Origin of the sequence: Paenibacillus camelliae (assembly GCF_023715345.1) — a bacterium.
In the GTDB taxonomy this organism is placed as follows: Bacteria; Bacillota; Bacilli; order Paenibacillales; family Paenibacillaceae; genus Pristimantibacillus; species Pristimantibacillus camelliae.
Window position 1 is genome coordinate 176636 of the sequence record NZ_JAMBNY010000001.1, and the last position, 25480, is coordinate 202115.

Here is a 25480-nt window from a genome sequence, read left to right on the forward strand (position 1 = left end):
ATGAAAGATATCCCAATCGTGCCAAATGTTTGCCTAATCCTCTCACCACTACTTATATAATAGATATATATGGACTATAATTGAACGATAAATAACTAATAAGGGGAGGGTCAGATGTCTGATATTATTACTAAGCAGCAGAATGAGCTCACCCAAATTATTGAGCTTTATGCAAAAAAGGATGGGGTTCATCCAACAGATATTCAGTCCTTATTTTTCTTGCGTGACTCGAATGCGTCCATACGGAAACATGGAGTTTACAAACCTTCTTTATGTATAGTGGTTCAAGGGGCGAAGGAGGTATGGTTGGCACAGGAGCGTTTTAGGTATAGTCCTGCTGATTACCTTGTTGCATCCGTTCATTTGCCTGTTAGTGCCCAAATCACTGAAGCCACGCCGAATGTTCCATATTTGGGTTTAAGACTTGAATTCTCAACGAGTCAAATCTTAGAGGTCTTACATGATTCCAAATTTCGAGTAAATAAGAAAGATAATCCTAAGCGAGCTATGTTTGTCAGCCAGTTGGATTCTTCATTATTGGATGCAGTCCTCAGGTTAGCACGTTTGTTAAATAAACCTGAAGACATTCCGATGCTTACGCCATTAGTTACGAAGGAGATTCTTTATCGGGTGCTTCAAGGGCAGCATGGGACTGTTTTGGAGCAAATGGTTATGGAAGGAAGCTCTACCTATCAAATTAAAGATGTTATTGAACAAATTACGAATAACTATGTTCGTTCTTTTCGAATTGAAGAACTTGCTGAAATAGCCAATATGAGTGTTTCTTCACTACATAGGCATTTTAAAGAAGTAACTGCCATGACTCCTATTCAGTACCAAAAACAACTAAGATTACAGGAAGCCCGTCGCCTACTGTTAACTGAATCAGCAGATGCAACCGATGTGGCATTTAGGGTAGGCTATGAAAGCCCCTCGCAATTCAGCCGTGAGTATTCCCGGATGTTTGGCTTTCCACCTAAACAAGATATAAAGCGTCTGAGGGCATAGATGTAAATAATGTTTGTTAAGGAAATTATAGAAACGAAGGTTAACATGAAAATTGAATTTGAAGGTCACCACATAACATGTAATGTGCAATATTCGAAAAGAAAGAAAATTTCTCTTCATATGGACGCTCAAGGCCTCGTAACGGTCAAAGTTCCAAATCATACGAGTGAAGAGGTCATTATTCAGGCCGTGAAGCATTATGGACAATGGATCATAGAGAAATCGCAACTCATTGCGAAGACTCAAGAAACTCCTAAGGAGCGGGAATATGTGCATACAGGCAAGTTCCTTCATCTAGGGAAGGAATATGATCTCAACGAACTGATCGACATTGAAGACCTAAGCGAAGAAGAGCTTAAGAATAAGTTGAAGAAGTTTTATTTTACCAGCTGTAAAAAGATTATTGGTGAGCGTATCATCAACTACCAGCAAGTGCTGAAAGTTAAGCCGAAGAGCTTCGACATTATTGAGTCAAGAACGAAGTGGGGGAGCTGTAGCTCGGATAGAAAGCTCACCTTCAACTATCGCCTAGCAATGGCTCCAATTGAAGTAATCGATTACGTCATTATTCATGAACTGTGTCACCTGCACCACATGAACCATGACCGCTCCTTTTGGCGGCGCGTCGGCAGTATCATGCCAGATTACAAAGAGAAGGAAGCCTTTCTGGCTAGGCAAGGGCAGTTTATGACATTATAATGGTCTATTGATTAAGCTGATCAAACGATGGAAGTACGATGTAAGTCATTGGAATAAATCAAAAGCAGAATAGGCGGTGTGTGAAATGGGGAAGCGTATTGACTTCAGTATTATCGGCGGCAGTGGATTTCGGGCTCAATATTTTTTAAGAATAGCACAAGCATTACCTGAGCAGTTTCATGTAAGCGGCATAGTTGTTCGCGATGAAGCAAAAGGGAGGGCTATGGAAAAACAATGGCGTGTAAGTACATATCGTACTTTAGATCAGCTGTTAGAGTCAGAACAGCCAAGCTTTGTCGTGCTAGCCGTAAATCCTGCTGCAGCGATGGAATATATGATAGATTTGGCTGAACGCAAAATACCGGTATTAGCAGAAACTCCTCCTGCACCAGACCTAAGCGGTTTATTATTGCTGCATGAAGAGCTGACCCTGAAAGGGGCACAGATACAAGTCGCAGAACAGTATCATTTGCACCCGTTGCAACAGGCTCGTCAGCATATTATACAGTCTGGTCAACTTGGCCGAGTAACTGAAACGACAGTATCTATCTCTCATTTGTACCACGCGGTCAGCTTAATTCGATTCATGCTAGGTATAACGTACGAGAACGTTCGAATACAAGGTAAGCGATTTACATCAAGCTGGGTGGCTGGTCCTAACCGCGGCGGTCCGCCAACCGAAGATAAATTGATAAGCTCTGAGCGAGATTTAGCTTGGCTAGATTTTGGGGACAAACTCGGAATCTATGACTTTACGAGTAACCAGCATCGATCCTGGACTCGCTCTAATCACTTGAATGTTCGCGGCGAGCGCGGGGAAATATTTGATAATCGAATAATGATTCAGGATCGCGACTGTACAGAAATTCAGCTCCATTTACATAGAGTCAATAAAGGAGAATATGAAAATGCGGAAGGCTATTTCTTAAAAGGGATTATGGCTGGGGAACGCTGGGTATATGAGAATCCATTTATACCTGCGAGACTTTACGATGATGAAATTGCTATCGCAAGCTGTCTTGTGAAAATGGCTGATTACGCTTCTGGTGGTCCGTCTTTCTATAGTCTTGCAGAAGCCTCACAAGATCATTATTTAGGGATGCTAATAGAGCATGCCGTTGCTACAGGAGAAACCATAGAATCAGAGACACAGCCTTGGGCTAACATGAAGTAATGCAAATTAGAATATGGATCATACCGAAAGTTTCCATGTGAAAGAGCTCAGAAACGATCTAAATAGAAAGCAGGTCAATTTCTTACATATAATAGCCTGCTAAATAATCCAATAATGTCGAAGGCAAGATGTATTATAGATTAGAAGTCGCGTAAATCGCGACTTTTTTATTTTTAAAGGATATATGTTCTCTTCCCAATGCAAAGTCGGTAATTTACCTTATATACCTTGTAGAGAGGAGGATCCTCGGATTACCATCTATCTTCGAGAAGGTAATAAACCTTATGATGTAGAATAACTCATAAACCACATTGTAAGGAGCGACACTACATTGAATTTGATTAAAACATTTACCGAGGGTGAAGAAATCATCGGTTTTTATTTGTTGAAAAAAGCAGATTTAAAGCAAACCAACTCAACACCTCCGAGAGATTATTTCGATTTTGTTTTTGCTGATACGAGTGGAGAGATTCCAGCTAAGCTCTGGGATGTTTCTCCTGTCGATAAAGAAACATACTTCCCGATGATGCTAGTAAAAGTTCAAGGTTTTGTTCAAATGTATCGTGACAAACCTCAAATTAAACTTAATCGAATTCGGAAGGCTACTGAAGAGGATGGTTACAACCTGACAGACTTTATCAGATCAGCTCCGATTCAAGCGATTGATCTAGTACACATGATTAAGCAAACTGCAGTCAGCATTCAAGACAGCGATGTTAGACGTGTAGTCGAGTACTGTGTCAGCAAGGTAGAAGAAAGGCTTATGCATTATCCAGCTGCTAAGGGGATGCACCATGCTTACTATGCCGGACTAGCCTATCATATTTGTAGAATGCTTGAGCTAGGAGAATTTGTCGTAAAACAGCGTCCTTTCCTTAATGCTGATCTAATCAAAGCGGGTATTATACTGCACGACATAGCTAAACCTGAGGAAATGAACGCAGAACTCGGCATCGTAACGGATTATAGCTTTAAGGGGAAGCTGATCGGGCATATTTCGCTAGCAGCAAACTGGATTATTGAAGCAGCCATTGCTCTCGGGTTGGATACCTCGGATGAAAAAATCGTTATACTCCAGCATCTCGTTCTTTCTCATCACAATCTTGGGGAATGGGGCAGTCCTGTGCAACCACAAATACCTGAGGCAATTGCTCTGCATTATATTGATACGCTAGATGCAAAGCTTCAGGCTGTTGAGGATGCGTTAGATTCGACACCTGATTCCGAAGAATGGACGCAGCCACTAAGAATCATTGAGAACAAACCCATTTACCGAATGAGAAAATAAAGTTCAATGCTTATGGGGATGTAAAAGTTCTGATCTTTTAAGATCAAAGTGTACTGTAACTTTGAATTGTAGTTTACAAAAGAGGGAATGATTTGATAATATTAGAGCAAATTCAAACGCGATGACGAGAAGAGTAAGGGAAAAAGTACTTGCACAGAGAGCTCCGGAAGCTGAAAAGGAGTCAAGAGCTTTTCCAAGAAACAAGCCTCTGAGCAGCATGTCGGAACCGTTACAGGGGATGGCATGACGGGAGCTCCCGTTACAGAGCTAGAGTATAAGCATTGCATGCAATGCCGTACTTGAAGAGGTTAATATGGCGACATATTAATGAAGCTGGGGTGGCACCACGAAATTTCGTCCCCAAGACATTAGGTCTTGGAGGTGAAATTTTTTTTGTTTTTCCACATCCAGTTCATTAGGAGGAGTCGTCATGGTTAAAGATAAGGAACACCAAACTGATAATTTTATGTTTAGATGGATTAAGGAAGAGCTTGGACAGAATCCTTTTGGCAGGAATATGTGCACGCGCTTTCCACCCGAGCCTAATGGTTACCTTCACATTGGGAGCGCCTACGCCATACACACTAACTATTCGGTGGCTCAAAAATTTAATGGGACATTTCATTTGCGTTTTGATGATACCAATCCTCTTAAAGAGGACCTCGAGTACGTTAACGCGATCATTGAGGACATAAAGTGGCTAGGCTACGATCCGGGTAAACATATCTACTTTGGATCGGACTACTCACACGAAATCTATAATGCTGCGGTTAAATTGATCAAGAAGGGGAAGGCCTACGTCTGTGATTTGGCACCGAACGAAGTGACAGAGTATCGAGGAACTTTAACTGAGCCAGGTAAAAATAGCCCCTATAGAAACCGTTCAGTCGAGGAAAATCTGGAGCTGTTCGAAAAAATGAAAAACGGAGAATTCCCGGCTGCTTCTAAGGTTGTTCGTGCCAAAATTGATATGGCTTCGCCTAATATAAATATGCGAGATCCGATAATTTATCGAATTATCTTCGCTGAGCATTACAGGACAGGAAGTGAATGGTGCATCTATCCTATGTACGATTTTGCTCATCCGATCCAAGACGCTATGGAAGGGATCACCTACTCCTTATGCTCAGTTGAATTTAAAGATCACCGTCCCTTGTACGAATGGGTATTAAGAGAGCTTGACATCCCTGATCCTCCGCGGCAAAGGGAGTTTGGACGGCTAAATTTAACAGGCGTTGTCACAAGTAAACGTTTTTTAAGACAAATGGTTGAAGGTGGTTACGTTGATGGGTGGGATGATCCAAGGCTTCCAACGATACAAGGGCTTAGAAGAAGAGGCTTTACACCGGAAAGCATCCGTAGTTTCATCGAGACAATTGGCGGAATTCGAACAGAAAGCATGGTGGACATATCCCTCTTAGATTATTGCCTCAGACATGATTTAAGAGATAAATCGGTTAGCGTAATGGCGGTATTGCACCCTCTGAAAGTCGTCATTACAAACTATCCTGAAGATGACGTGGAGATGCTAACGATTGATAATAATAGCGAAAACGAGGAACTGGGGAAGAGAGAGGTTCCTTTTTCCAGAACGATCTATATTGAGCGTAATGATTTTTTGGAGCAGCCGCCAAAGGGTTTTCACAGGCTAAGTCCGAATGCAGAGGTTAGGCTGAAGGGAGCTTATTTCATTAAGTGTGAAGAAGTGATCAAGGATCGTGAAACAGGAGAAATCACGGAACTTCGCTGCACCTATGACCCGCTTACGAAGAGTGGCACTGGGTTTACAGGACGAAAGGTGAAAGGGACGATTCATTGGGTTTCGGCGGACCAGGCGGTAAAGATTGATGTTAATCTTTATGAAAAAATGCTGCTTGATGAAGAAACTTCGACGGAAGGTGGCAAAGAGTGGACTGAAAAGATAAATCCTAACTCATTGGTTACCATACAGGACGCACTTATTGAGCCTTCCATTAAAGATTTCCCTCCGGAAATGAAATTCCAATTTATCAGACATGGCTACTTTTGCCTTGATCGTAAGTATAGAACCCATGATCAGCTGATGTTTAACCGAATTGTTCCGCTAAAGGATAGTTGGGGCAAAAAATAATGCGCTACGATGGCGAACATAGAAATATATGGTTATAAGCAGGAGATTTCACCATCAGGAGATAGTCGCTCTATGTCATGACGGCAGCCTATGGCAGGCTGCCGTTTTCAACATACAAGGAATATTAGTGTGTATGGCATACCTCAGCATCGTATGCTTTACTATTTTAAGTTCAATCTTTTTTATCATCCCATATTACGCCTAAAGATAGGTTTGAAATGGTCTACTAATGTAACATTTTTTATCAGGGCTTCGTCAGAAGGATAAGGAGCCATTCCAGTAATGAAGTAATTTGTGCTTGGAGCAAAAAGGATCTCCGATATAAGAAGAATTACAAGAAAAACAATACTTGATCGTGGGAGTTGATCATGATGACAATTAGGAAAAGAGCTCTCCATCTAACCATGCTTTGTGCAATACTGCTAATAACAGCTTGTGGGGGAGGAGATACGAACAATAAGCAGGGGACAGGTGATAACCCGCCTATTCAGGATGACATTCACTCAGTGAAAGCGATCGACAGGGGAGAAATTATTCAAACCAGTAATGATAGCTTGCTCATTACAACCTTCGTAGACAAGGGAGCCGATTCTTATGTAGATGCTATCTCGTTTCGAATTAATGATCAGACTGAGCTACTGAGTAAGAACGAAGAAGTGGTGACCCTTGACCAACTGACTGTTGGTGCACAGGTGGAAGCATGGCATACTGGAGTAGTAGCGGAATCATATCCTGCTCAAGCTACTGCAGTGAAAATTGTGTTGCTTGATGATGAGAATTCAGTGGATACTACGATTAATCGGGCAGATGCCATTCGAATTGCACTTAACGCGCAAACAGAGGTGAATGGTCCTTGGGCAGTTAAGCAAGCGAAGCTAGATGAAGGCAATGCGTTCTGGCTGGTGGAGATCGTAAATTTTCAATATATGGATCAACCGGTAACTGTACGCATCGATTCTAAATCAGGCGAAATCGTTCCGATTGTTGCAGCGGAGAATGATGCATTCCGTTTATATAGCCCTCAAGCTCAGGAAGAATTAGGTCCTACGTTTACTGTTGAAGGAGAAGCCCGTGTTTTCGAAGCAGCGTTCAGTTGGGTGTTGGAGGACGGTCACAACATACTAGCTGAAGGTCATGAAATGACTGATGCGGGTGCACCTGAATGGGGAAGATTTAAGTTTGATGTAAGTTTCGAGCATGCAACTCAGCCCCATATGATGTTAATACTGTATGTAAGCAGCGCCAAAGACGGCAGCTCGGAGCATCAGCTCATTATTCCGCTGAAGGTTCCGGAGACCTTAATTAAATACTCTGCTGATCAGTAAGACCCGCCAATACCTACCTATGTTTACCTATTGGCACCAACGATACGAATAAGCTCGCAAAAGAAAAGTCGCCGCTGGCGGCTTTTCTTTAATTTACACTAATCGAATAATGATTCATCATCGACCCCGTACATGACTAAATTAACACGTCTCATATCCTTAGTCCATCTTCAATCCCTATAGTGTTGGATTCTTAACTACCTAACGCCCATATCTTTTTGTATGTTTTTGTTTACAAATTACAATACATATAATTTCTGGGGTTGTTTTCCATCATCCCTTGTAGTAAATTTTGATTATTTATTGGGTAGAGCTTTTTCAAAATGCTGAATAAATACTCTTAACGATACGAGGGGGAAGGAACGATCTTGAAGAGGCTACGCCATACATTCCAGCATATTAAAGTCAATATCGCCAACAACTTATTTATGTTCAAATTAGCATGGAGTATACATCCGCAGAGAGTGGTGGCTGAGTTTGCAGTCCAAGCCGGTAGACAGCTTGCTAATGTTTTTTTTACCGTGTATTTTATGAAGTACATAATCGAGTCCATATCAATCGGAAGAGATTTTCAACAAATTGTCTATTTCATATTGCTGACATTGGGTTTGCTTTTCGCATTAGTCTTGCTGGACAACTGGTATGATTATCGCTTCAAACCTATAAGCGATCTCAAGTTATATGAGAAGCTTTATCTCATTCTCTTTCGCAAGGCTGCTTCCGTAGAATTGAAGTGCTTTGAAGATCATGAGTTTTATAATAAATATACCAAAGCCATCCAAGAAGCGGATATACGAGTAAGCGCTGTTCTTGCCAATCTCTCTAGGATTATATTCGTCTCGCTTGCAACGATAAGTATATTTGCCGTCATGTACGCCATAGATCCTTGGGTGGTATGGTTTGCTTTATTGCCGATTATCGGTAATTTTTATTTTGGAAAAAAGCTGAATCGACTTCAGTTCCAGCAAAATGATGAGCGGATACCCTACCAAAGAAAAATGGACTATGTAAACCGTGTCATTTATTTATCGCACTTTGCCAAGGAAATTCGATTGTCCCGCATTTTTTCAGTACTGAGAAGCACTTATATTGAAGGGTATGACGGTGTCATTTCTGTCATTCATAAGTATCGAGTAAAGGCGGGAGTCATTTCCTTTTTGAAAATTTTCACTACCTTCACGCTCATTTTCCAAGGGGTGTTGCTGTACGGTGCTTATCTAGCCATTGTTAAGCAATCGATTTCTATCAGTTCCTTTATCGTTCTTGGAAGCGCAATGGTTGGTGGCGCCTGGTCGCTCATCCGGCTGTCTGACAGTTTTGTAGAGATCAACAAGAACGGCATTTACATTGAAAATTTAAAAACTTTTTTAAGCTATGTTTCTGAAATTCAGGAGGATGACGATCCAGTCAAACCCATTGCGCCACCGATACAGCAATTAGCAATTCGGAAGCTTCAATTTACGTATGATGGAGCAGATAGACCCTCTATTCGCCATATTACGATGGAAGTGAATAAGAATGAGAAAATTGCTCTTGTTGGCCACAATGGAGCAGGTAAATCAACGTTAATCAAGCTCATGATGCGATTGTACGATCCTACTGAGGGAGAAATACTGTTAAATGGCCGCAATATAAAAGAGTTCGACCTCATGTCCTATCGCTCATTGTATGGGACCGTATTTCAGGATTTTAAGATTTTTTCGATGACAATTGCAGAGAACGTGCTTATGCGCGATGTGGAAACTGAAGCAGACCGCCAGCTCGTCATAAATGCGCTCAAGAAAAGCAAAGTATACGATAAGGTAGCCACTTTGCCGGAGGGAATAGATACGATGCTTACGAAGGAATTCGATGAACAAGGAGTGGTTTTATCAGGCGGCGAGTTTCAAAAGATTGCGATCGCGCGCATTTTTGCGCAACAGGCTGAACTACTCATTCTTGATGAGCCTACAAGCGCACTCGACCCAATTGCGGAATATGAAATCTTTGAAAGTATGATGGAAGCCTGCAAGGATAAAGCCGTTGTCATTATTTCTCACCGCATGTCGTCCGCTATGCTGGCAGACCGCATTTATTACATGGAGGATGGCGAAATTCAAGAGTCTGGTTCACACATGGAATTGATGCAGCTGCAAGGAAAATATGCGGAGCTATTCTTAAAGCAAGCAGAAAAGTATGTTGATCAAGAAGAGTTGGCTGGGGTGGTGAATCTGCATGAAGCCTAATAAGCATAGCTTTAGTCGGGTTCTTCAAAATAATTGGTTTGTTTTGAAATACGGGCTGCGCTATTCTCGCAAATATATCATCTTTACATGCTTGTATGCATGCTTGCAGGAAATCGAAATTTTTATCGAGCATGTCATTTTGATTAAGTTTGTGTTCGACAGCGTTCAATATGGAACTTCTTTTTCTACGGTTGCCTTCTATATCGGACTAACCATTTTGTTTATCGCAATCTGCTTTGTACTAGACAGTATTTACTACCAGAGCGTTGAACCTAAAGGAAAAGAATTGCTGTATCAAAAGATAAGGATGGATCTTTACGGAAAAGCGATTAGTACCGATTTGGCGAATTATGATGATCCCGTTTACTATAATGATTATGTCTGGAGCGCCAATGATGCTCATAATCGAATAGATGCTACCATAAACAACATCAGAACAATTTGTAAATCCGTTACGGTTATCATAACCTCTATAAGCTTCTTCTTGTTCGTTGACAAGGTCGGTTTGCTGTTTGTGCTCGTGTCCTTCATTTTAACCCTAATTGTCAGCATGATCACCAATAAAATCGGGTACAAAATGAGGATGGAGCTAAACGAAAAGGATCGCAAACGAATCTATTTGAAGCGGTTATTTTATTTGGCTGATTATGCGAAGGAATTAAGACTTTATTCCATCAAGGAGAGATTTTTTAGAAATTTCTCTGATACACATAAAGAGATGCACGGAATCGTGCAAAAGCATTCGAAAAAGCAGTTCTGGTTAAACTTTTCCTCTGAGTATTTTTTTAATGAGTTGATTTTGAGCGGCTTGTACGTCGTCTATGTTGTGTTTATGACGTTAGTGAAAGGAACGTTAAGTTTTGGAAGCGCGGTTACGCTGCTCAATTCATCCTGGCGTTTAAAGGGCAATTTGCAATATATGACGACGCTTATTAGCCAGATGCAAGAAAACAGCTTGTATATTGAGAAGTTAAGAAGCTTCCTGGATCAAAAGAACCGTCTGATAGAAGCTGAAGATCCTATACCTGTGCCAAACAAGTTTGTTGGATTAACGCTAAGAGATTTATCATTCCAATATGGTCAATCTGGGCCGCCAATCCTCCAAAACGTTAATTTAAGCATTAAGCCTGGAGAAAAAATAGCAATCGTTGGCTATAATGGTGCGGGAAAAACGACATTGACAAAGCTGATCATGCGTCTATATGATGCAAGCTCGGGAGAAATTCGATTAAATGGGATACCCATCGATCAATTGAAGCTGGATGATTATCGAATGAAGATTAGCTCCGTGTTTCAGGATCATCAGTTGTTCGCTGCTACGCTTTCTCAAAACGTCGTCATGAACCATGCTGCATCAGGCGATACCTATCTGATAAGAGAAGCGCTGGAGAAAAGTGGTTTTGGCAGTAAGCTACAATCTTTGCGACTAGGGACCGAGACTTCCGTTACTAAGGAATTTGACGATGCCGGGATCGAATTATCTGGCGGAGAGGCTCAGAAGGTGGCAATAGCAAGAGTATTCGCCAAGCCTACTCTTCTTATTATATTAGACGAGCCTTCCAGTGCATTAGACCCTATGAGTGAATACCATTTGAATCAAGTCATGCTTGAGAAGGCAGAAGATAGACCGATCATTTTCATTTCCCATCGCTTATCGACGACCAAAATGGCGGATCGCATTCTCATGATGGAAAATGGTCAAATCATTGAGCAAGGCTCACACGAAGAGCTTATGAAAATCGACGGGAAATACGCTCAAATGTTTAACCTTCAGGCGTCCAGATATCGCGTGGTCGTTGGAACTTCTTAACGGATGATGTGAGGGAGTAGGAGGTAGCAGTTGAATCATACCTGCTTACCTATAAAATCCTACTGGAAGTTCTACCGTTCAATGAATTTCTAACGGAAAACGTTAGTTCTGTAATAAACAATGAGCAGGTGCTTCGGTATCCTGCTCATTTTATTAGACTAAAATGCAGGATAGCTCAATAATTTCGAGAATACTCTACAATATGAAGTGATTACGAAATTTGTAAAAAACGTCATGTGCAATACCTGCAAATTATTTTCAAAGTAGAATGAAAGGTTGATTTAATGAAGAAGTTACCCTTCGTAATAATATTAATACTAATTCTTTGTTCCTGTAGTAATCAGTTTGACAGTGAAAAATGGTTAAAGGAACCAGAAAAAAGAAGCAGCATGGTGTATGATTTAATAAACAAATATGAGCTTGAGGAAATGACGGAAACTCAGATTGTTGATTTACTTGGGAAGCCAGAACAAATAGTAGAGGAACCATTTCGTGAGTATGTATATTATTTAGGAAGAGCAGGATTGGGAGTAGATGACAGCTTGTTTCGACTCAAATTTAATAATGACGGTGAGCTTGAAAGCTATAAGATAACGTCTGATTAGTTAAGGTTTGTAGGAGAACGTTGACAACTACCTAAGTAAACGAATGATTCAGTGTACAGTTCGAAAACGGCAGGAACTAGACATAACACCGCATTCATGCATCGGGGCATTCGCCCCTCGGTCACTGGTGATGCATTCGGCATAGGAGTGTATTCACGTGACAACCCTGCAAGGCTAAGTCTGTCGCCCCGTTTCGCTACTCTTCACTTAAGCCTTTCGGGTTGGTTCGTGAATGCTATGTGAAACCGTGAAACCTATGCAATTATTGTCAAGGGGGGATTCCGTTACGAATGTCTACACAGCGATTGAACCGATCCATCGCTGTTTTGCATTGCTGCAAATCCGCTCAGTTAACGGGAAGTTTAGTTACAATTATGGTAACATTTAGGAAGGGCATGAATATGAAAGGACGGCAATATGCGTAAAAATAGATATCTTACTTTGGCAGTAGGCTGTGCACTGATGCTAATATTTGGTTGTGATAATACCGATCAGCAGAAAGTGGTACAAATTCCTTCCAACCCTGTAATACAAGATGGTGGGCAGGAGACATCTTCGATTGCGGTTGGTAGTATTGAATCAAAGGACGGCAAGAATTTGAAAATATCAATGAGTGGCAGAACAGAAAACAACTTTGGAGAAATGTCGTTCCGTAAGGGCGAAACGTTTAAAATTTCGGTGAAGAGTGAGAATGAAGGTGAACTTGAGATTGGTGTAATGTCTATAACTACAGAACAAGTGTACAGCGACACCGTGAAGAGTGGAGAAGGTGAGTTTATTATTAAGATTCCAGAAGAGGGGAAATATCGTATTTATATTAGCAATAAAGATGAGCAGTCAGCCAATTTTCATATGAAGCTTAGCAAAGCCATTGAAGGCCCCCTAGTTTAAATGGATGTGAGGTTAAAGGTCTTCTGCGTTCACATAATTGGAAAGTCAATAATAAGGGGGTATCATTATTCTAATTATATTTGGTTTCTTAATTTCTTTCATTACCGTTTTATTATTTTTGATACTATGTGTAGACATCATAATTTCTTTTATTAAACAAAGAGCTTTTCCTAAAAAATTGATGATTGCAACGTTGTCAGGGATTGTTTTGGCATCTTCAATCTATTTTTATGAAATGTACTTTTTTACCTTTAGTGATATTGATAGAGAATCCGCCCAAGAGGGTCCTGGACCTGTAACATCCCCCACAGAAGAATATACGGCTAATGCTTTTTATGAACTTTATGGTGGTGCAGCAGGTGGTGTTAATGTATGGGTTGAAATTACAAGCCATAATGAGAAAAATAAAGTTCAAATTGTTTATTATAGTGATGCAAAAAGTAATTTTGCTATGGAATGGGTGGATGTGGATACACTGTACATTCTAAATAACGAACCTAATTATCCAAATTCGAATAGAAGTATCAAATTAGAAATTGGTAAAGAGATTTATCACGAAAATGGTTTGGCATGTAAGAGTTTACTAATGAAAGGCGAATATGAGGCTTGCTACCAAAACTAACATCTCTTTTTGCACTAACGGGTACTTTAGTTCAATGACATTCATCAATTCTAATAACCCGATATAACAAAAATTCTAGTCTATCACTTTATTTGCAACGAACAGATATTACGCAGAAAAATTTGGAAAGAGTGTTTTTCCTATATTAAATAGGGAAGAGGGCTCTTTTTAAATAATAATAGGGAATTAAGTTGTAAACTCATACCATCACTTATCAGAAGCCTGATACCGTAATTGATCTGAACAATTGAAGTAAAAAGCACAGTTTTGTATTTGAAGTTGGAGACATAAACATCTTATAACACCTCAATAACGCCAAGGCTAGAAAACATTAGTGAATATTTATTGTGTTCATCAACTGATTAAAAGAATACTAAAAAAGATGTGCTCTTAGCATATCTTTTTTAGTTTCAATACTGATTGTACGAATCAGAAAATAGGGGGTAGAGACACAGTTGTGTTTATACTAATATAATTTATATAATGTCCGTACATCTTAATTATATATATTATTATGATATTAAAAAGTAACGACCGTTACCCAATATTAAACTGGGAACGGTCGTTGAACGGTCGTTTTTTTAATACGAACACTAATTTTATTACTTGCTTTTTATCACGGTTACCTCAGCGGCATCATAAATCATAGTACCAAAAGTTGTAGAAGACATATACCAAACTTCTATAACATCATCGGGCTTAAGCTCTTGAAAAGTTATTTTTTCTCTTTGGCTGCTTCCTTCAATTTGAACATAATACCTTGTATGGGGTGTTACAAATAAAGGAAAAGGATCTAACTCTTGCGTAATAATGGCACGCGTGTATTTTAATGCCATCGGTATATCTCCAATACCATCATTGATTGGAAAGTTATAATCTCTATTAATCTCATTGATTGTCAAAATCGATTTGTCTTCAGGGAAATCATCAAGTGGCTCATACTTAAAATATAGAGCTAATCCAGCGAGTGCTAAGATAATAATCAAAAAAGATAGTAAGACTGTAATCATTTTATTTTTCATTATTACACCATGCCTTCTTAAATAGTGGACCTAGAAATTTATATTAAATCAATCTAAGAATGGAATTATATAAAAGTTTACCACTATTACGGTTATAGTTAAATATCTGTCAAACAATATAGAACTAATGTTCAACTACATAGATCGTCTAACAGTCGAAGAATTTAGAATATTTCGCAACGTATTACATATAAAATTGTCAGAAGACAACAACATATATAGATAAGATGTCTTGCATAGCAGGAAGTATCGAAGGGCTGTGAAACTCTGGAGAGCATCCGATTGAGCATCAGCAAAGTATTAGGAATAAGGAAATACTGGAGCAATTCCAACTGCTCGTTAAATATTGGGAAATACGAGACAACTAGTGGAATCAAGCATCGAAGCTATGGCATGAGGTCGCATATGAGCTTACGAGGACTGGAGCAGCTACGTTCAGCTAACGAATGATTTTCTGTTCTATGTCGACATGGAAGGGCTGAACGTGAAGCGAGATTCAGACAACAAAATTTGAATTGTATAGGGGCTTATCACGACTTATAGACATGTGTACAAAATACGAGTTTTGTGAAGATGTAATGTAGACTTATGTGGAAGATGGTTTATATTCGCTGGATTCTGTCTTTTACATAATTCCAACAATAAACCCATGTTCTATTAACATTCACTACAAACGTTCATTACTCGTTCGTCCACAATGTTCTACATTAACTTATTGAAAATTACTTCAGATCATATACGATTTTTAAGATATAACTTATAAAGCTCTATAACGATCTTAATCAGCTACTTAATATCAATCACAAATTTGAAACCGATATTATTTAGTTCGACTCGTGTTGTTACTTTTTGAATAGATCTTCGTTCAATTTTCTTTCAATCTAATGACAACGTATTTAGTTGTCTAAGATGTTTTAAGCTTTTTTAGACTTAAATATTTATTAGACATTATTTATTAACCTTCAGGAATTGAATTTTCTTTCATTAATACGAATTTTTATACATACAATTAATATAGTATTTTCCTAATTTTCCATCTATTAAACGCACATCGTTTAGTAAGCGTTTACATTTATAATTTCTTTAACCTATCGTAGCAATGAATAGGAAACATTAGAGCAGATGCCCCCATATATTCAGATATCATCTGCTGCCTTCAGTTAATTAGTCAAATTGAGACGAGCCAATGCAACAAGATCTTCAATATCAATTGCACCATCACTATTGATATCGTATTTCTACACTATCTTACTAAACGAAAAAAAAGAGCGCCTAAGCGCTCAGCCATTGGTATGCAGTATAATGTAGTACATAGTAACAACATTATTGTTAATATATTTGTTATTTGAGCTACGATATCGAATACCATTTTACGCGCTACAATTTTACAATGAATCCTTTATTGCCATAATTCTGATCCGTTTGTAATCAATATACCAAGATCCGTTTATATATAGCTCATCTCGTAATTGTGCAGCCATTTTAAATAGTACGTTTTCTTTTTCAGTGTCTGTTAACGTGCTGAAGAAATTCCCGGCAAAACCTTTAAGCCAATGCTGCAGTCCTGCTTCACCATCAGTCATTTCAGTCGGCCGATCAAAATGTGTGGCATATACGACTCGAAAGCCTAGTTGCTCGAGTAACGTACTATATTCTCCAATACTAGGAAAATACCATGGATTAAGTAGAGAAGCATCGATGCCGTATTCGTCATGAAGAATGCCAGTTAGAGACTGTATGACGCGTTCTACATTTCCCTTTCCCCCGAATTCTGCAACGAACCTCCCTCCACCCTTTAATGCATTCCGTACGCACGTAATCACCTTGCTTGGACTCGTCATCCAATGTAAAGCAGCATTGGAAAACACCGCATCGACTTGTTCTCTAAGCTGAAAGTTTTCTCCGTTTTCTATGAAAAAAGGAATATGTGGATACTTCTGTTTAGCGGAGTTTATCATCGACTCAGAAAGATCTATACCTGTGACGATTGCACCTGATTGAGAGATCTGATCAGCCAATTCGCCCGTACCACAGCCTAGGTCTAGTATCCGTTCATCCTTTTTCGGATCTAAAAGCTCCACGACCCCCTTGCCAAGCTCTGAAACAAAATTCAATTTATTATCATAATGATCACTATGCCAAGCATTAGTAGAATTCATCGCTCACCATCTCCTTTTATTGGTAATTTCATTGTCGCATATCGAACTACATTCGTTAAATATATAATATCTATCCACTCTATAGGTATAACCTATAAAAGATCAACCTGATGTTACTAAGATCATCAACTTCATCACTCACGATAGTTTATTTCTACAGGATGAAGGCAACACTCAAAGTAATATTTACATCAATATTTCAAGGAGAACAGCATGACTATTCGACACCAATCTGCGTTTGATACTTTATCTGCATACTCCAAGCGTAATCTATGGTCAGGTGCTTTATTCGGCATAGGCTTAGCTGCTTTCATTGACGAAGCCGTGTTTCATCAGCTGCTGCACTGGCATCACTTTTATGACAAGTCCACGACAGACATTGGACTCATCTCTGACGGCCTTTTCCATGCATTTAGCTGGTTTGCTACGATTGGAGGCTTATTCATGCTGGCTGATCTACGACGGCGTAATGTCTACTGGGGAATGAAATGGTGGGCAGGAAAATTAATTGGTGGAGGAAGTTTTCAGCTATATGATGGGACGATCCAGCATAAGCTTATGCGCATTCACCAGATCCGTTATGTAGACAATGTCATCGTATACGATCTAATCTGGAATGTTATTGCCGTCATTATGATTGTAGTAGGGCTTATCCTTGTCGCTCGTGCAAGAAAGCATACTTATGCAAGAAAGGCCGTTTCACATGATCATGAATAGCCTTATGAGCCATGACGAGCATATTCCTAGCAAGGGAATGTACGACCATGACATCACAAGCATTATTCCGCAGATCATCTTGGCATTACCATTCGTCGTGGTATTGGTATTGTATATCTTTGCCGTTGCAGCAAATAATCGAAGGCATAATCGCTGGCCGAGCATTCGTACCGCTTACTGGGTAACCGGATGTCTACTTGCTATTGGTTCGGTAATTGGACCGCTAGTAGAGCAAGGAATTGTAGATTTCAGAGCCCATATGGTCGGTCACTTATTATTAGGGATGCTTGCGCCGCTGCTTATCGCACTAGCAGCACCATTAACGCTACTTCTGCGCTCGCTTAGCGTTCCACTTGCAAGAAGGCTAACAGCACTACTTAAAAGCCGACTGGCACAATGGCTTACTCACCCGAGCATAGCAGCATTATTGAATATTGGCGGGCTCTGGTACCTGTATACTACGAATCTCTATATACTCATGCATGAGCATACCGTTTTACATATATTCATCCATGCGCACGTATTTATCGCTGGTTATTTATTTACGGTGTCGATCATTTATATTGATCCGATGTCTCATAGGACCTCGTATTTCACTCGTGCGATTATCTTGATCGTAGCGCTAGCAGCTCACGGTATACTGTCCAAGATTATCTACGCTTTTCCTCCCACTGGTGTACCTGCAGATCAAGCAGAACGTGGTGGCATGCTCATGTACTACGGCGGAGATTTGATCGATATTCTGTTGATCTTCATCCTTTGCTTGCAATGGTATAGAGCAGCTAGACCTCGATTAAACAAAAAAGCAAAGGAATTCAGCCACCCGTGAATCGTTAGAAAGCTCCTAACCATACCACATAAGGCATAGAATTCCTTTGCAATGTCAACATCATTCCATTACTAAAACTTTTGGCTGGCTTTGACTGCTTCTATTCCAGCTTAAGCTTGCTCTTTCTCTGTAAAAAACGTAATGATTGCAAATAGTAGAAATGCAAGCATCAGAAGCGACCCACCTACAATAAAAAGAATCATAACTAAGGTGTCATTTAGATTAAACGGATTCAGATTATACATCCACATACCAAACGTTAACCCGAAAGATCCCAGTATAGCTAGCCATCCTTGAACCGTGACAAGCTTCTTGTACTTTACCTTATAGTTTTTATAGAAGATCCCCCATGCAAATACGCTCAACCAACCTACCAGTAATATATGGGCGTGGATTGGTCGCAAGGAATAATCCATTTCACCAGACATCTTGGAACCAATATACGTTCCAATAATACCGAATATCGCAGCGTAGCGAATAAGAATTAAGCTCCATTTTTGTTCCATTAATGATCATTTCCTTCCTTTAATAAAATTATCGTAAAGGTGGTTCCTTTACCCAGCTCGCTTTCGAGCGTTATGGTACCGTTTAGCAGCGTTACAATTTCTTTTACGATGGATAGACCAAGACCTGTTCCATCCTTTTTGCGGGTTGTATCCACGCGATAGAAGCGATCAAATACCTGCTCTGCGGACTCTTCAGATAGACCGATACCAGTATCCTCAATCCTAATAATTATACTGGCTTCATCATTAGTGCAGGAGATAAAGATTTGACCGTCTGGTTGGTTGTACTTGATAGCATTTGTAATTAAGTTATCCCATACGATCGCTAACAGCTCTGGGTCGGACAACAACGAAGCTTCATCCAATTTATAGGAAATGGTTAGATTTCTCTCCTGAACGCTCCACTGATGCTTTCTAATCGACTCCTTAATCTGCTGATCTAGTCGGATCACACTCTTTTTCACAGGATAGCCAGATTGGTCGAGTGACGTAATGAGTAATAGCTGCTTCGTCAGGTTAGATAGTCTCTTGGCTTCATCGCTAACAATCCTCGCGTATTGTAATCGCTCCTTCTCCTCCAGCTTGGAACTGAGAAGCAGATCTGCGTACCCTTGAATATTCATTAGAGGTGACTGGAAATCATGAGACACGTTGCTTATAAATGATTTACGTGCAACATCATTATGCTTCAGCTGCTGCTGCATCAATGTAAAGTTTTCCGCAAGCTGTCCAAGCTCATCCTTTCGATGAATGCCGAGCGAATACGTGAAATCCTCGTTCGTAATCGCTTTTGTTGCTTCTGACAGCTCAGAGATCGGACGAATAAGCTGCTTTGTCATTATGATGACACCGATTAAGCTAACTAACGCGATAGCGATAATAAAGCCTGCCAGCATCATATGAAAGTCTGAGAATAAAGTTTTGCTATCCGGTTTTACGAATAATGCATACGTCTCGTGTTCGATTTGCAGGGGTAGACCAATCGTGTTAGTAATATCATTAGAAAAATGACCCATCATCCAAAATTGTTCCCAAACCCCTTCCTTCCCCATATAGGACTCACCGTTTAACACTTGAGTCTTAATTGGCTCAGGCAGCTCACTATACTCGAAGGGTTCTCCAAAGTAATAGTGCTCGTTGGCTTGGTTCGTAAGATAAATCTGGTAGCCTAAACGTGCAATCGAATCTAAAAACGGCTGGAACGTATCGCCGTATTTATGCATTTCTTCGAGATTGAGTACAATTTGCTCAGCAACCTCAACGTTTTGCTTCGTAATCTCATCCTTCGTAAACACGACGTATACGATATTCGCCAATAAAAAGCCGATACAAATGCTGATGCCTAAAATGAGCAGCGTAGCAGATATAAACTCCCGATATAGTGTCTTCATTCTGCAGCCTCTAGCTTATAACCGATGCCACGGACGGTCTGGATCTCAATCGACGCATGATATCGCTTAAGTCGCTCACGAATCCGGTTCATATGCGTATTTAATGTCATCTCATGTTCCTGCTCGTCCTCGCCCCATGCTTGCTCAATAAGGACAGCGCGGGGTGTAACCTTATTGGCCCGCATAGCAAGCATAACGAGCAGCTCAAACTCTTTCATTGGAAATAGAATCGTTTTATCGTTGATGATGACCTCATAATCGCTCCGATTGATCTTAACATTACCGACCTGTAACACACTCTCCGATGCTCGTCCATATCTACGAAGCACAACGGCAACTCGGAACAAAAGCTCCTTCGGCTCAAACGGCTTAACAATATAATCCTCTGTCCCCGATCTAAACCCCTGCTCCTTATCAGATAGCTGCCCCTTTGCTGTTAGTAAGATAACAGGAATGTCTAACTCCTTCGTTAAAATCTTAGTCAAGGAATATCCATCCATCCCAGGCATCATTACATCGACGATCGCGAGGCTAACCTCTGCTTCCTCAAGCAGCTTAAGGGCCTCTAGTCCGTTCTGAGCTTGTAATACTTCATAGCCCTCTCGCACTAGATGAATCGTTACCAGCTGTAATATATCATAATCATCATCAACGACTAAAATTTTCATAACGTCTCCTCCCTATTATTTCTGGGAAGAGATTGATGTCTTGTCCTTATCCTTCTCAAAAAATAAGATCAAAGACGGCAGCAATAAACCTCTAACCAGGAATGTATCAATGAGTATACCAATCGCAACCATAAATCCAAACACAAACAAGTCTGCAATCGGCATCGTTGTCAGTGCAGCAAAAGTAGCTGCTAAGATTACACCAGCCGATGAAATGACTCCACCAGTATTGCGAATCGCCACTTCAAGAGCATCCTTTAGCTTTAATGTTTTTCTCTCTTCGAGGAAGCGGGAAACCATAATGATATTATAATCGATACCAAGCGCTACTAAAAATATAAATGCGTATACCGGAACCCGGGTACTGATGGAGTCGTAGCCAAACAATACATCAACTAGGAATATGCCTAGCCCTAGAGCCGATACATAGGAAATAAGAATGGTTGCGATCATATACAGCGCCATTTTTATTGACCTTGTTAAAGCAATCAGCAGCACTAGAATTAGTATGCTTTCCAAAATAACGATCTTAATAATATCGTTATTGTTAATATCTCGTTCATCAACTAACTTGGCTGTCACACCACCGTAATATACATCGCCTTGAAGCTGTAACTCACTTAAGATCGAAGTCGACTCTCCTTGTAGTTGCTCTACAAAGTCAATCGCCTCGGTAGAATATGGGTTCAGCGATAAAGCTGTACTTAATTTCACTGCTTTTGAATCTTCGCTTATTCCAGCTAATCGGACAGAGTCAATCTCTTCATAGCTCTCTAGCTTGCTTCTAAATTGCTCAATTTGATCCTCATTTAGTGCTTCTCCAGACTCTAGAAGAATGGTGGATGGTGCCAGCTCCCCTTTATTGAATTTAGATTCAACGATTTCATAGCCGACACGAGAAGGTAGATCTTTAGGGAATTTTTTAACTGTATCAAATTCATAATCCAAATTAAAAACATTCAAGGCGGTAACTACTAAGAACACAGCTACGAGTCCACCACTCATCACTGGTTTATTTACGACAAACTTTGCAATAGCTCCCCATACTCTGTGCTTAACTTCTTGATCTTCACCGAATTTAGGAACCTTAGGCCAGAACGCTTTTCGTCCAAATAATGTGAATAGTGCAGGGACGAGTGTGATGGATGCCAGCATAATGACGAATATCGCCATGCCGAACACCGGCGCGAAATTTTGATAATCACGAAATTCTGTAAAGAACAAGATAAGCATTGCTGCTAGTACTGTTCCACCAGCAAAGAATACAGGCTCGCCAGTCGCTCGCATCGCTTGCTTCATTGCAGTATATTTGCTTTCAACTTTATTTAATTCCTCACGATAGCGTGAGAATACAAACAACGAATAGTCAATGACAGCAGCGAATAACAGAATACTCATAATCGATGTTGTCGAGTTGTTGATTTCTAATCCAAACGATCCCATCAAGGCAATGGATTGGTTCGCTACCTGATACACGATAATCGTTGCTAGTAGTGGAATAATAGCTAGCAAAGGTGAACGGTATATTAAGATTAATAGTAATAGGATGATAATAATTGTAGCGAAAAGCAGTACAAAATCAGCCTGCTCAAACAGCTTTACCGTGTCACCCGCAATTCCTGCTGGACCCGTTATATAAAACTCAGTACTAAGACCCTCAGCCGCCTCATTACCGAGCTCTGAAGCTTTATCGTTGATCTCGGCATATTCGCTGTTACCGAGACCTGCTTCTAGGCTCATCGGAACGATCATCGTAGATAAATCCTCTGACATGAAGCCTGAAAGTGCTTGAGGTGGCAATTTACTAATATCAACGATAGATTTTATACCCGAAATATTAGCCGAGCTAATATGGTCTAATATTACTTTTACTTCGTCATGACTCACATCTCCATTCGGATTATGAAAAACGAGTATGCCAGGTGTTCCTTGATCATTTGGAAAAATTTCTTCTAGCTTCGTTTCAGCAATGATCGACTGTGCATCATTCGGCAGTGACTGAAAATTAGTCACTTTATATTCACTTAATTGGGGGCCAGCACTTAGCCCAATCATAACAACCAACCAAACGGAAATTGTTATCCACATCCCGCGCTTCGTTGACACCCAATCTGTGATGGGATTTAACAGCTTTTTCAACGTAATTCCTCCTCTTTGTTAATGCAACTAATCTAGCACAGCTATATAAATTAAATATAAACTCGCTAGTTTCCATAGATTAACAAAGAAAAAGCAGCGATCTCATCGTTATGAAATCGCTGCTTCTATTTATGTTACGTTTCCTCGTCACTTTGATATTCTAATATATCACCCGGCTGACAATCCAGAGCTTTGCATATCGCTTCTAATGTCGATATTCGGATCGCTTTAGCCTTCCCATTTTTCAATATTGAAAGGTTTGCCATCGTAATCCCAACCTTCTCCGACAGCTCCGTTACGCTCATTTTTCTCTTTGCTAGCATGACATCAATATTAATAATAATCGCCATATTTATCACCTCAGACCGTTAAGTCATTTTCCGATTTAATGTCGATTGCTTCCTGCAGCAATTTTTGCAGTACTGCTGCAAAAACCGCAATGACCAGTGCAGCGAAAACAATGAATAGCCCGATCAGAATCAAGCCAGGAGCATCGTCATATTCAGCCAAGAGATAAACCATTGGCAAGAATAGAACATACAGAGCGCTAATAATGACTGCACAGCGCTTAATGACTTGTAGCGCCTGAACTGACAGCTCTGAAAAAGCGCGGCCTTGATCGATATAATTCAATAGCTGATAGGCCTTGTATAAGGCAAAATAAAAAGGCAGCACCGTCACATACATGTAAAGCATGACAACAATTTTCATAGCTGAAAACTCAGGAAAAAAGTAAGCTGCAAAGTTTCCAAAGGCAGGAACTACAAATATACATGCTGCTAGCACGGGAATACCAATTACAATTACAGCTGCCTTCAAAAAGGCTGTTGATACACGTTTCATAAAAAGCACCTCTCAAATGTAATGTCATATTGAATGTAGCATATTATTTATCGTTTTACAATAAATAATTATCAAACAAGAAAACTTTTTTATTGTTTCGATTCCATCGAAAATGATAAAATTCCTTATTTACAGCTGCTGAATTACTGCTACGTTCACCCTATGTGACGGTGTAATGGTGTAACCCGTCGCTTATCTTGTGTTCTTTATTGTGATACCTAATGTTCTGTCATTATTTCACTTATTTACATATTCATTTAATTTTACCCTTATATAGAACATATGTTCTGTTTTGTGCTTACGATTTTAACAATATTTTTTTCAAACCATATTAGTTTACATAATTATTTTTACGTAAGTTTGTATAAAAAAAGCGACCAAATGATTGGTCGCCGTAAAGGTTACTTATCCAAAAAAATAACTAATATAAATCATTACAATTAATCCAATAATGAATGAATAGGTTGCTGGACGCTCGTAGCCATGACCGTGTGTTTCAGGTATTAGCTCCTTATATACGATAAATAACATAGCTCCTGCGGCAAAGGATAGCCCAAATCCAATAAGCCAAGAAATATAGGCGGCTGTAAAATACCCCACAATCGCCGATACAACCTCTACTAGCCCAGTAATCGTTACAATCAATATCGCACGAAGCTTGCTTACGCTTGACTGTATAAGAAAAACGGCTAAGATAAGGCCCTCTGGAATGTTCTGTGCACCGATCGCAATCGCAATCATTGGTCCGAGTCCTTCATTTTCACTGGCATAGCTAAAGCCAGTGCTCAAGCCCTCTGGTATATTGTGAAGAAACAAGGCAATGATGACAAGCAGTGATTTCGTATCAAATTGCTTTACACTTTTATAGCGCTCAATATCAATATGAGGCACATTTTTCTCTATAAGGTCAAGCGCGAGTATTCCAACGATTAGACCAACTGTCAGAATCCATAGCTTTGACTCCTCGAGCGCCTGCGGAATTAATCCAAATGTCGTTGCACTCACCATGATGCCTGCGGTAAACGCAACCAGTATATCCTTCCACTTTTCAGACAGTTTTTTTACAAAAAGCAGCGGCAGTGCGCCAAGCACAGTCGCCATAGCAGATATAAAACTTCCTATAATTGCACTAACCATTCAGCTTTGCTCCTTCAGTACAAATTTCCCCATGCTGGAAAACGATAAGCATAAACATCACCTGAGGTATCATGTACCTGCTGCGCGTCAACTATTGCAGTTCATCGATTGACCGTTTCTGTTAGGCACAATAACTATTTTATTGCTCTTTACAGAAATTGTTCCTATTTCATTACAACGAATTCCAATAAATGAATCTATGTAAGGCTATTCATTGTTATGTGCCATTTATTTATTATAAATTGTTCATATTCATGTGTACAGATCATTAACACACTTTCATTACCGCTAATAACTTCCGTTTACAGCAAA

At 39.9% G+C, this 25480-nt stretch carries 22 protein-coding genes and 1 other annotated feature; of the genes, 13 read left to right on the forward strand and 9 right to left on the reverse strand.

Annotated features, from left to right (window positions below; genetic code table 11):
* The first annotated feature begins 114 nt into the window (after nucleotides 1-114).
* From M3180_RS00875 to M3180_RS00925, 11 genes are all read left to right on the forward strand, one after another.
* A complete protein-coding gene (locus M3180_RS00875; RefSeq protein ID WP_251665339.1) occupies nucleotides 115-1008 on the forward strand; it encodes an AraC family transcriptional regulator in 894 nt (297 codons plus the stop codon).
* A 45-nt stretch (nucleotides 1009-1053) separates the two neighbouring features.
* A complete protein-coding gene (locus tag M3180_RS00880; protein ID WP_251665340.1) occupies nucleotides 1054-1707 on the forward strand; it encodes a M48 family metallopeptidase in 654 nt (217 codons plus the stop codon).
* An 85-nt stretch (nucleotides 1708-1792) separates the two neighbouring features.
* Complete coding sequence (locus M3180_RS00885) at nucleotides 1793-2881, forward strand: Gfo/Idh/MocA family protein (RefSeq protein ID WP_251665341.1); 1089 nt, start codon at nucleotides 1793-1795, stop codon at nucleotides 2879-2881.
* A 331-nt stretch (nucleotides 2882-3212) separates the two neighbouring features.
* Complete coding sequence (locus tag M3180_RS00890; RefSeq protein WP_251665342.1) at nucleotides 3213-4169, forward strand: 3'-5' exoribonuclease YhaM family protein; 957 nt, start codon at nucleotides 3213-3215, stop codon at nucleotides 4167-4169.
* 112 nt (nucleotides 4170-4281) lie between these two features.
* Nucleotides 4282-4534 (forward strand) — a binding site (T-box leader).
* 65 nt (nucleotides 4535-4599) lie between these two features.
* Entirely contained in the window at nucleotides 4600-6279 is a 1680-nt protein-coding gene (locus M3180_RS00895; RefSeq protein ID WP_251665343.1) for a glutamine--tRNA ligase/YqeY domain fusion protein, read from the forward strand.
* Nucleotides 6280-6647: 368 nt separating this feature from the next.
* Nucleotides 6648-7604, forward strand: a complete 957-nt coding sequence (locus tag M3180_RS00900; RefSeq protein WP_251665344.1) for a Gmad2 immunoglobulin-like domain-containing protein — start codon at nucleotides 6648-6650, stop codon at nucleotides 7602-7604.
* 368 nt (nucleotides 7605-7972) lie between these two features.
* Nucleotides 7973-9829, forward strand: a complete 1857-nt coding sequence (locus M3180_RS00905; RefSeq protein WP_251665345.1) for an ABC transporter ATP-binding protein — start codon at nucleotides 7973-7975, stop codon at nucleotides 9827-9829.
* On the forward strand, nucleotides 9819-11639 hold the full coding sequence (locus M3180_RS00910; protein ID WP_251665346.1) for an ABC transporter ATP-binding protein: 1821 nt from the start codon (nucleotides 9819-9821) through the stop codon (nucleotides 11637-11639). Before M3180_RS00905 ends, M3180_RS00910 begins: the two co-directional genes overlap by 11 nt.
* Before the next feature lie 284 nt (nucleotides 11640-11923).
* Nucleotides 11924-12244: an outer membrane protein assembly factor BamE gene (locus M3180_RS00915; RefSeq protein WP_251665347.1), complete on the forward strand. Its 321-nt coding sequence runs from the start codon at nucleotides 11924-11926 to the stop codon at nucleotides 12242-12244.
* Nucleotides 12245-12661: 417 nt separating this feature from the next.
* A complete protein-coding gene (locus M3180_RS00920) occupies nucleotides 12662-13135 on the forward strand; it encodes a hypothetical protein (protein ID WP_251665348.1) in 474 nt (157 codons plus the stop codon).
* A 181-nt stretch (nucleotides 13136-13316) separates the two neighbouring features.
* On the forward strand, nucleotides 13317-13757 hold the full coding sequence (locus M3180_RS00925) for a DUF5412 family protein (RefSeq protein WP_251666325.1): 441 nt from the start codon (nucleotides 13317-13319) through the stop codon (nucleotides 13755-13757).
* 602 nt (nucleotides 13758-14359) lie between these two features.
* Here the strand turns inward: M3180_RS00925 and M3180_RS00930 are convergent.
* Both M3180_RS00930 and M3180_RS00935 read right to left on the reverse strand, forming a co-directional pair.
* Nucleotides 14360-14779, reverse strand: coding sequence for a hypothetical protein (locus M3180_RS00930; protein ID WP_251665349.1), 420 nt, complete (start codon nucleotides 14777-14779; stop codon nucleotides 14360-14362).
* Between the two features lie 1385 nt (nucleotides 14780-16164).
* Nucleotides 16165-16938, reverse strand: a complete 774-nt coding sequence (locus M3180_RS00935) for a class I SAM-dependent methyltransferase (RefSeq protein WP_251665350.1) — start codon at nucleotides 16936-16938, stop codon at nucleotides 16165-16167.
* A 213-nt stretch (nucleotides 16939-17151) separates the two neighbouring features.
* On the opposite strand from M3180_RS00935, the gene M3180_RS00940 reads away from it, so the two are divergent.
* Together M3180_RS00940 and M3180_RS00945 are read left to right on the forward strand one after the other, a co-directional pair.
* Nucleotides 17152-17655 carry a DUF2243 domain-containing protein gene (locus tag M3180_RS00940; protein WP_251665351.1) on the forward strand — a complete coding sequence of 168 codons (504 nt, stop codon included), beginning with the start codon at nucleotides 17152-17154 and terminating at the stop codon, nucleotides 17653-17655.
* Nucleotides 17648-18484, forward strand: coding sequence for a cytochrome c oxidase assembly protein (locus M3180_RS00945; RefSeq protein WP_432806898.1), 837 nt, complete (start codon nucleotides 17648-17650; stop codon nucleotides 18482-18484). The genes M3180_RS00940 and M3180_RS00945 overlap by 8 nt, the downstream gene beginning before the upstream one ends.
* A gap of 110 nt (nucleotides 18485-18594) precedes the next feature.
* Here the strand turns inward: M3180_RS00945 and M3180_RS00950 are convergent, their stop codons facing one another.
* The 7 genes from M3180_RS00950 to M3180_RS00980 form a co-directional block, all read right to left on the reverse strand.
* On the reverse strand, nucleotides 18595-18990 hold the full coding sequence (locus M3180_RS00950) for a hypothetical protein (protein WP_251665352.1): 396 nt from the start codon (nucleotides 18988-18990) through the stop codon (nucleotides 18595-18597).
* Nucleotides 18990-20381, reverse strand: coding sequence for a sensor histidine kinase (locus tag M3180_RS00955; RefSeq protein ID WP_251665353.1), 1392 nt, complete (start codon nucleotides 20379-20381; stop codon nucleotides 18990-18992). The genes M3180_RS00950 and M3180_RS00955 overlap by 1 nt, the downstream gene beginning before the upstream one ends.
* Nucleotides 20378-21049 (reverse strand): response regulator transcription factor, encoded by a 672-nt coding sequence (locus tag M3180_RS00960; RefSeq protein WP_251665354.1) that lies wholly within the window; start codon nucleotides 21047-21049, stop codon nucleotides 20378-20380. Before M3180_RS00960 ends, M3180_RS00955 begins: the two co-directional genes overlap by 4 nt.
* Before the next feature lie 15 nt (nucleotides 21050-21064).
* Nucleotides 21065-23188, reverse strand: a complete 2124-nt coding sequence (locus M3180_RS00965; RefSeq protein ID WP_251665355.1) for an MMPL family transporter — start codon at nucleotides 23186-23188, stop codon at nucleotides 21065-21067.
* A 134-nt stretch (nucleotides 23189-23322) separates the two neighbouring features.
* Complete coding sequence (locus tag M3180_RS00970) at nucleotides 23323-23538, reverse strand: helix-turn-helix domain-containing protein (RefSeq protein ID WP_251665356.1); 216 nt, start codon at nucleotides 23536-23538, stop codon at nucleotides 23323-23325.
* Between the two features lie 10 nt (nucleotides 23539-23548).
* Nucleotides 23549-24031 carry a DUF2975 domain-containing protein gene (locus M3180_RS00975; RefSeq protein ID WP_251665357.1) on the reverse strand — a complete coding sequence of 161 codons (483 nt, stop codon included), beginning with the start codon at nucleotides 24029-24031 and terminating at the stop codon, nucleotides 23549-23551.
* Nucleotides 24032-24436: 405 nt separating this feature from the next.
* Nucleotides 24437-25168, reverse strand: coding sequence for a ZIP family metal transporter (locus tag M3180_RS00980; RefSeq protein WP_251665358.1), 732 nt, complete (start codon nucleotides 25166-25168; stop codon nucleotides 24437-24439).
* Between the last annotated feature and the right edge of the window lie 312 nt (nucleotides 25169-25480).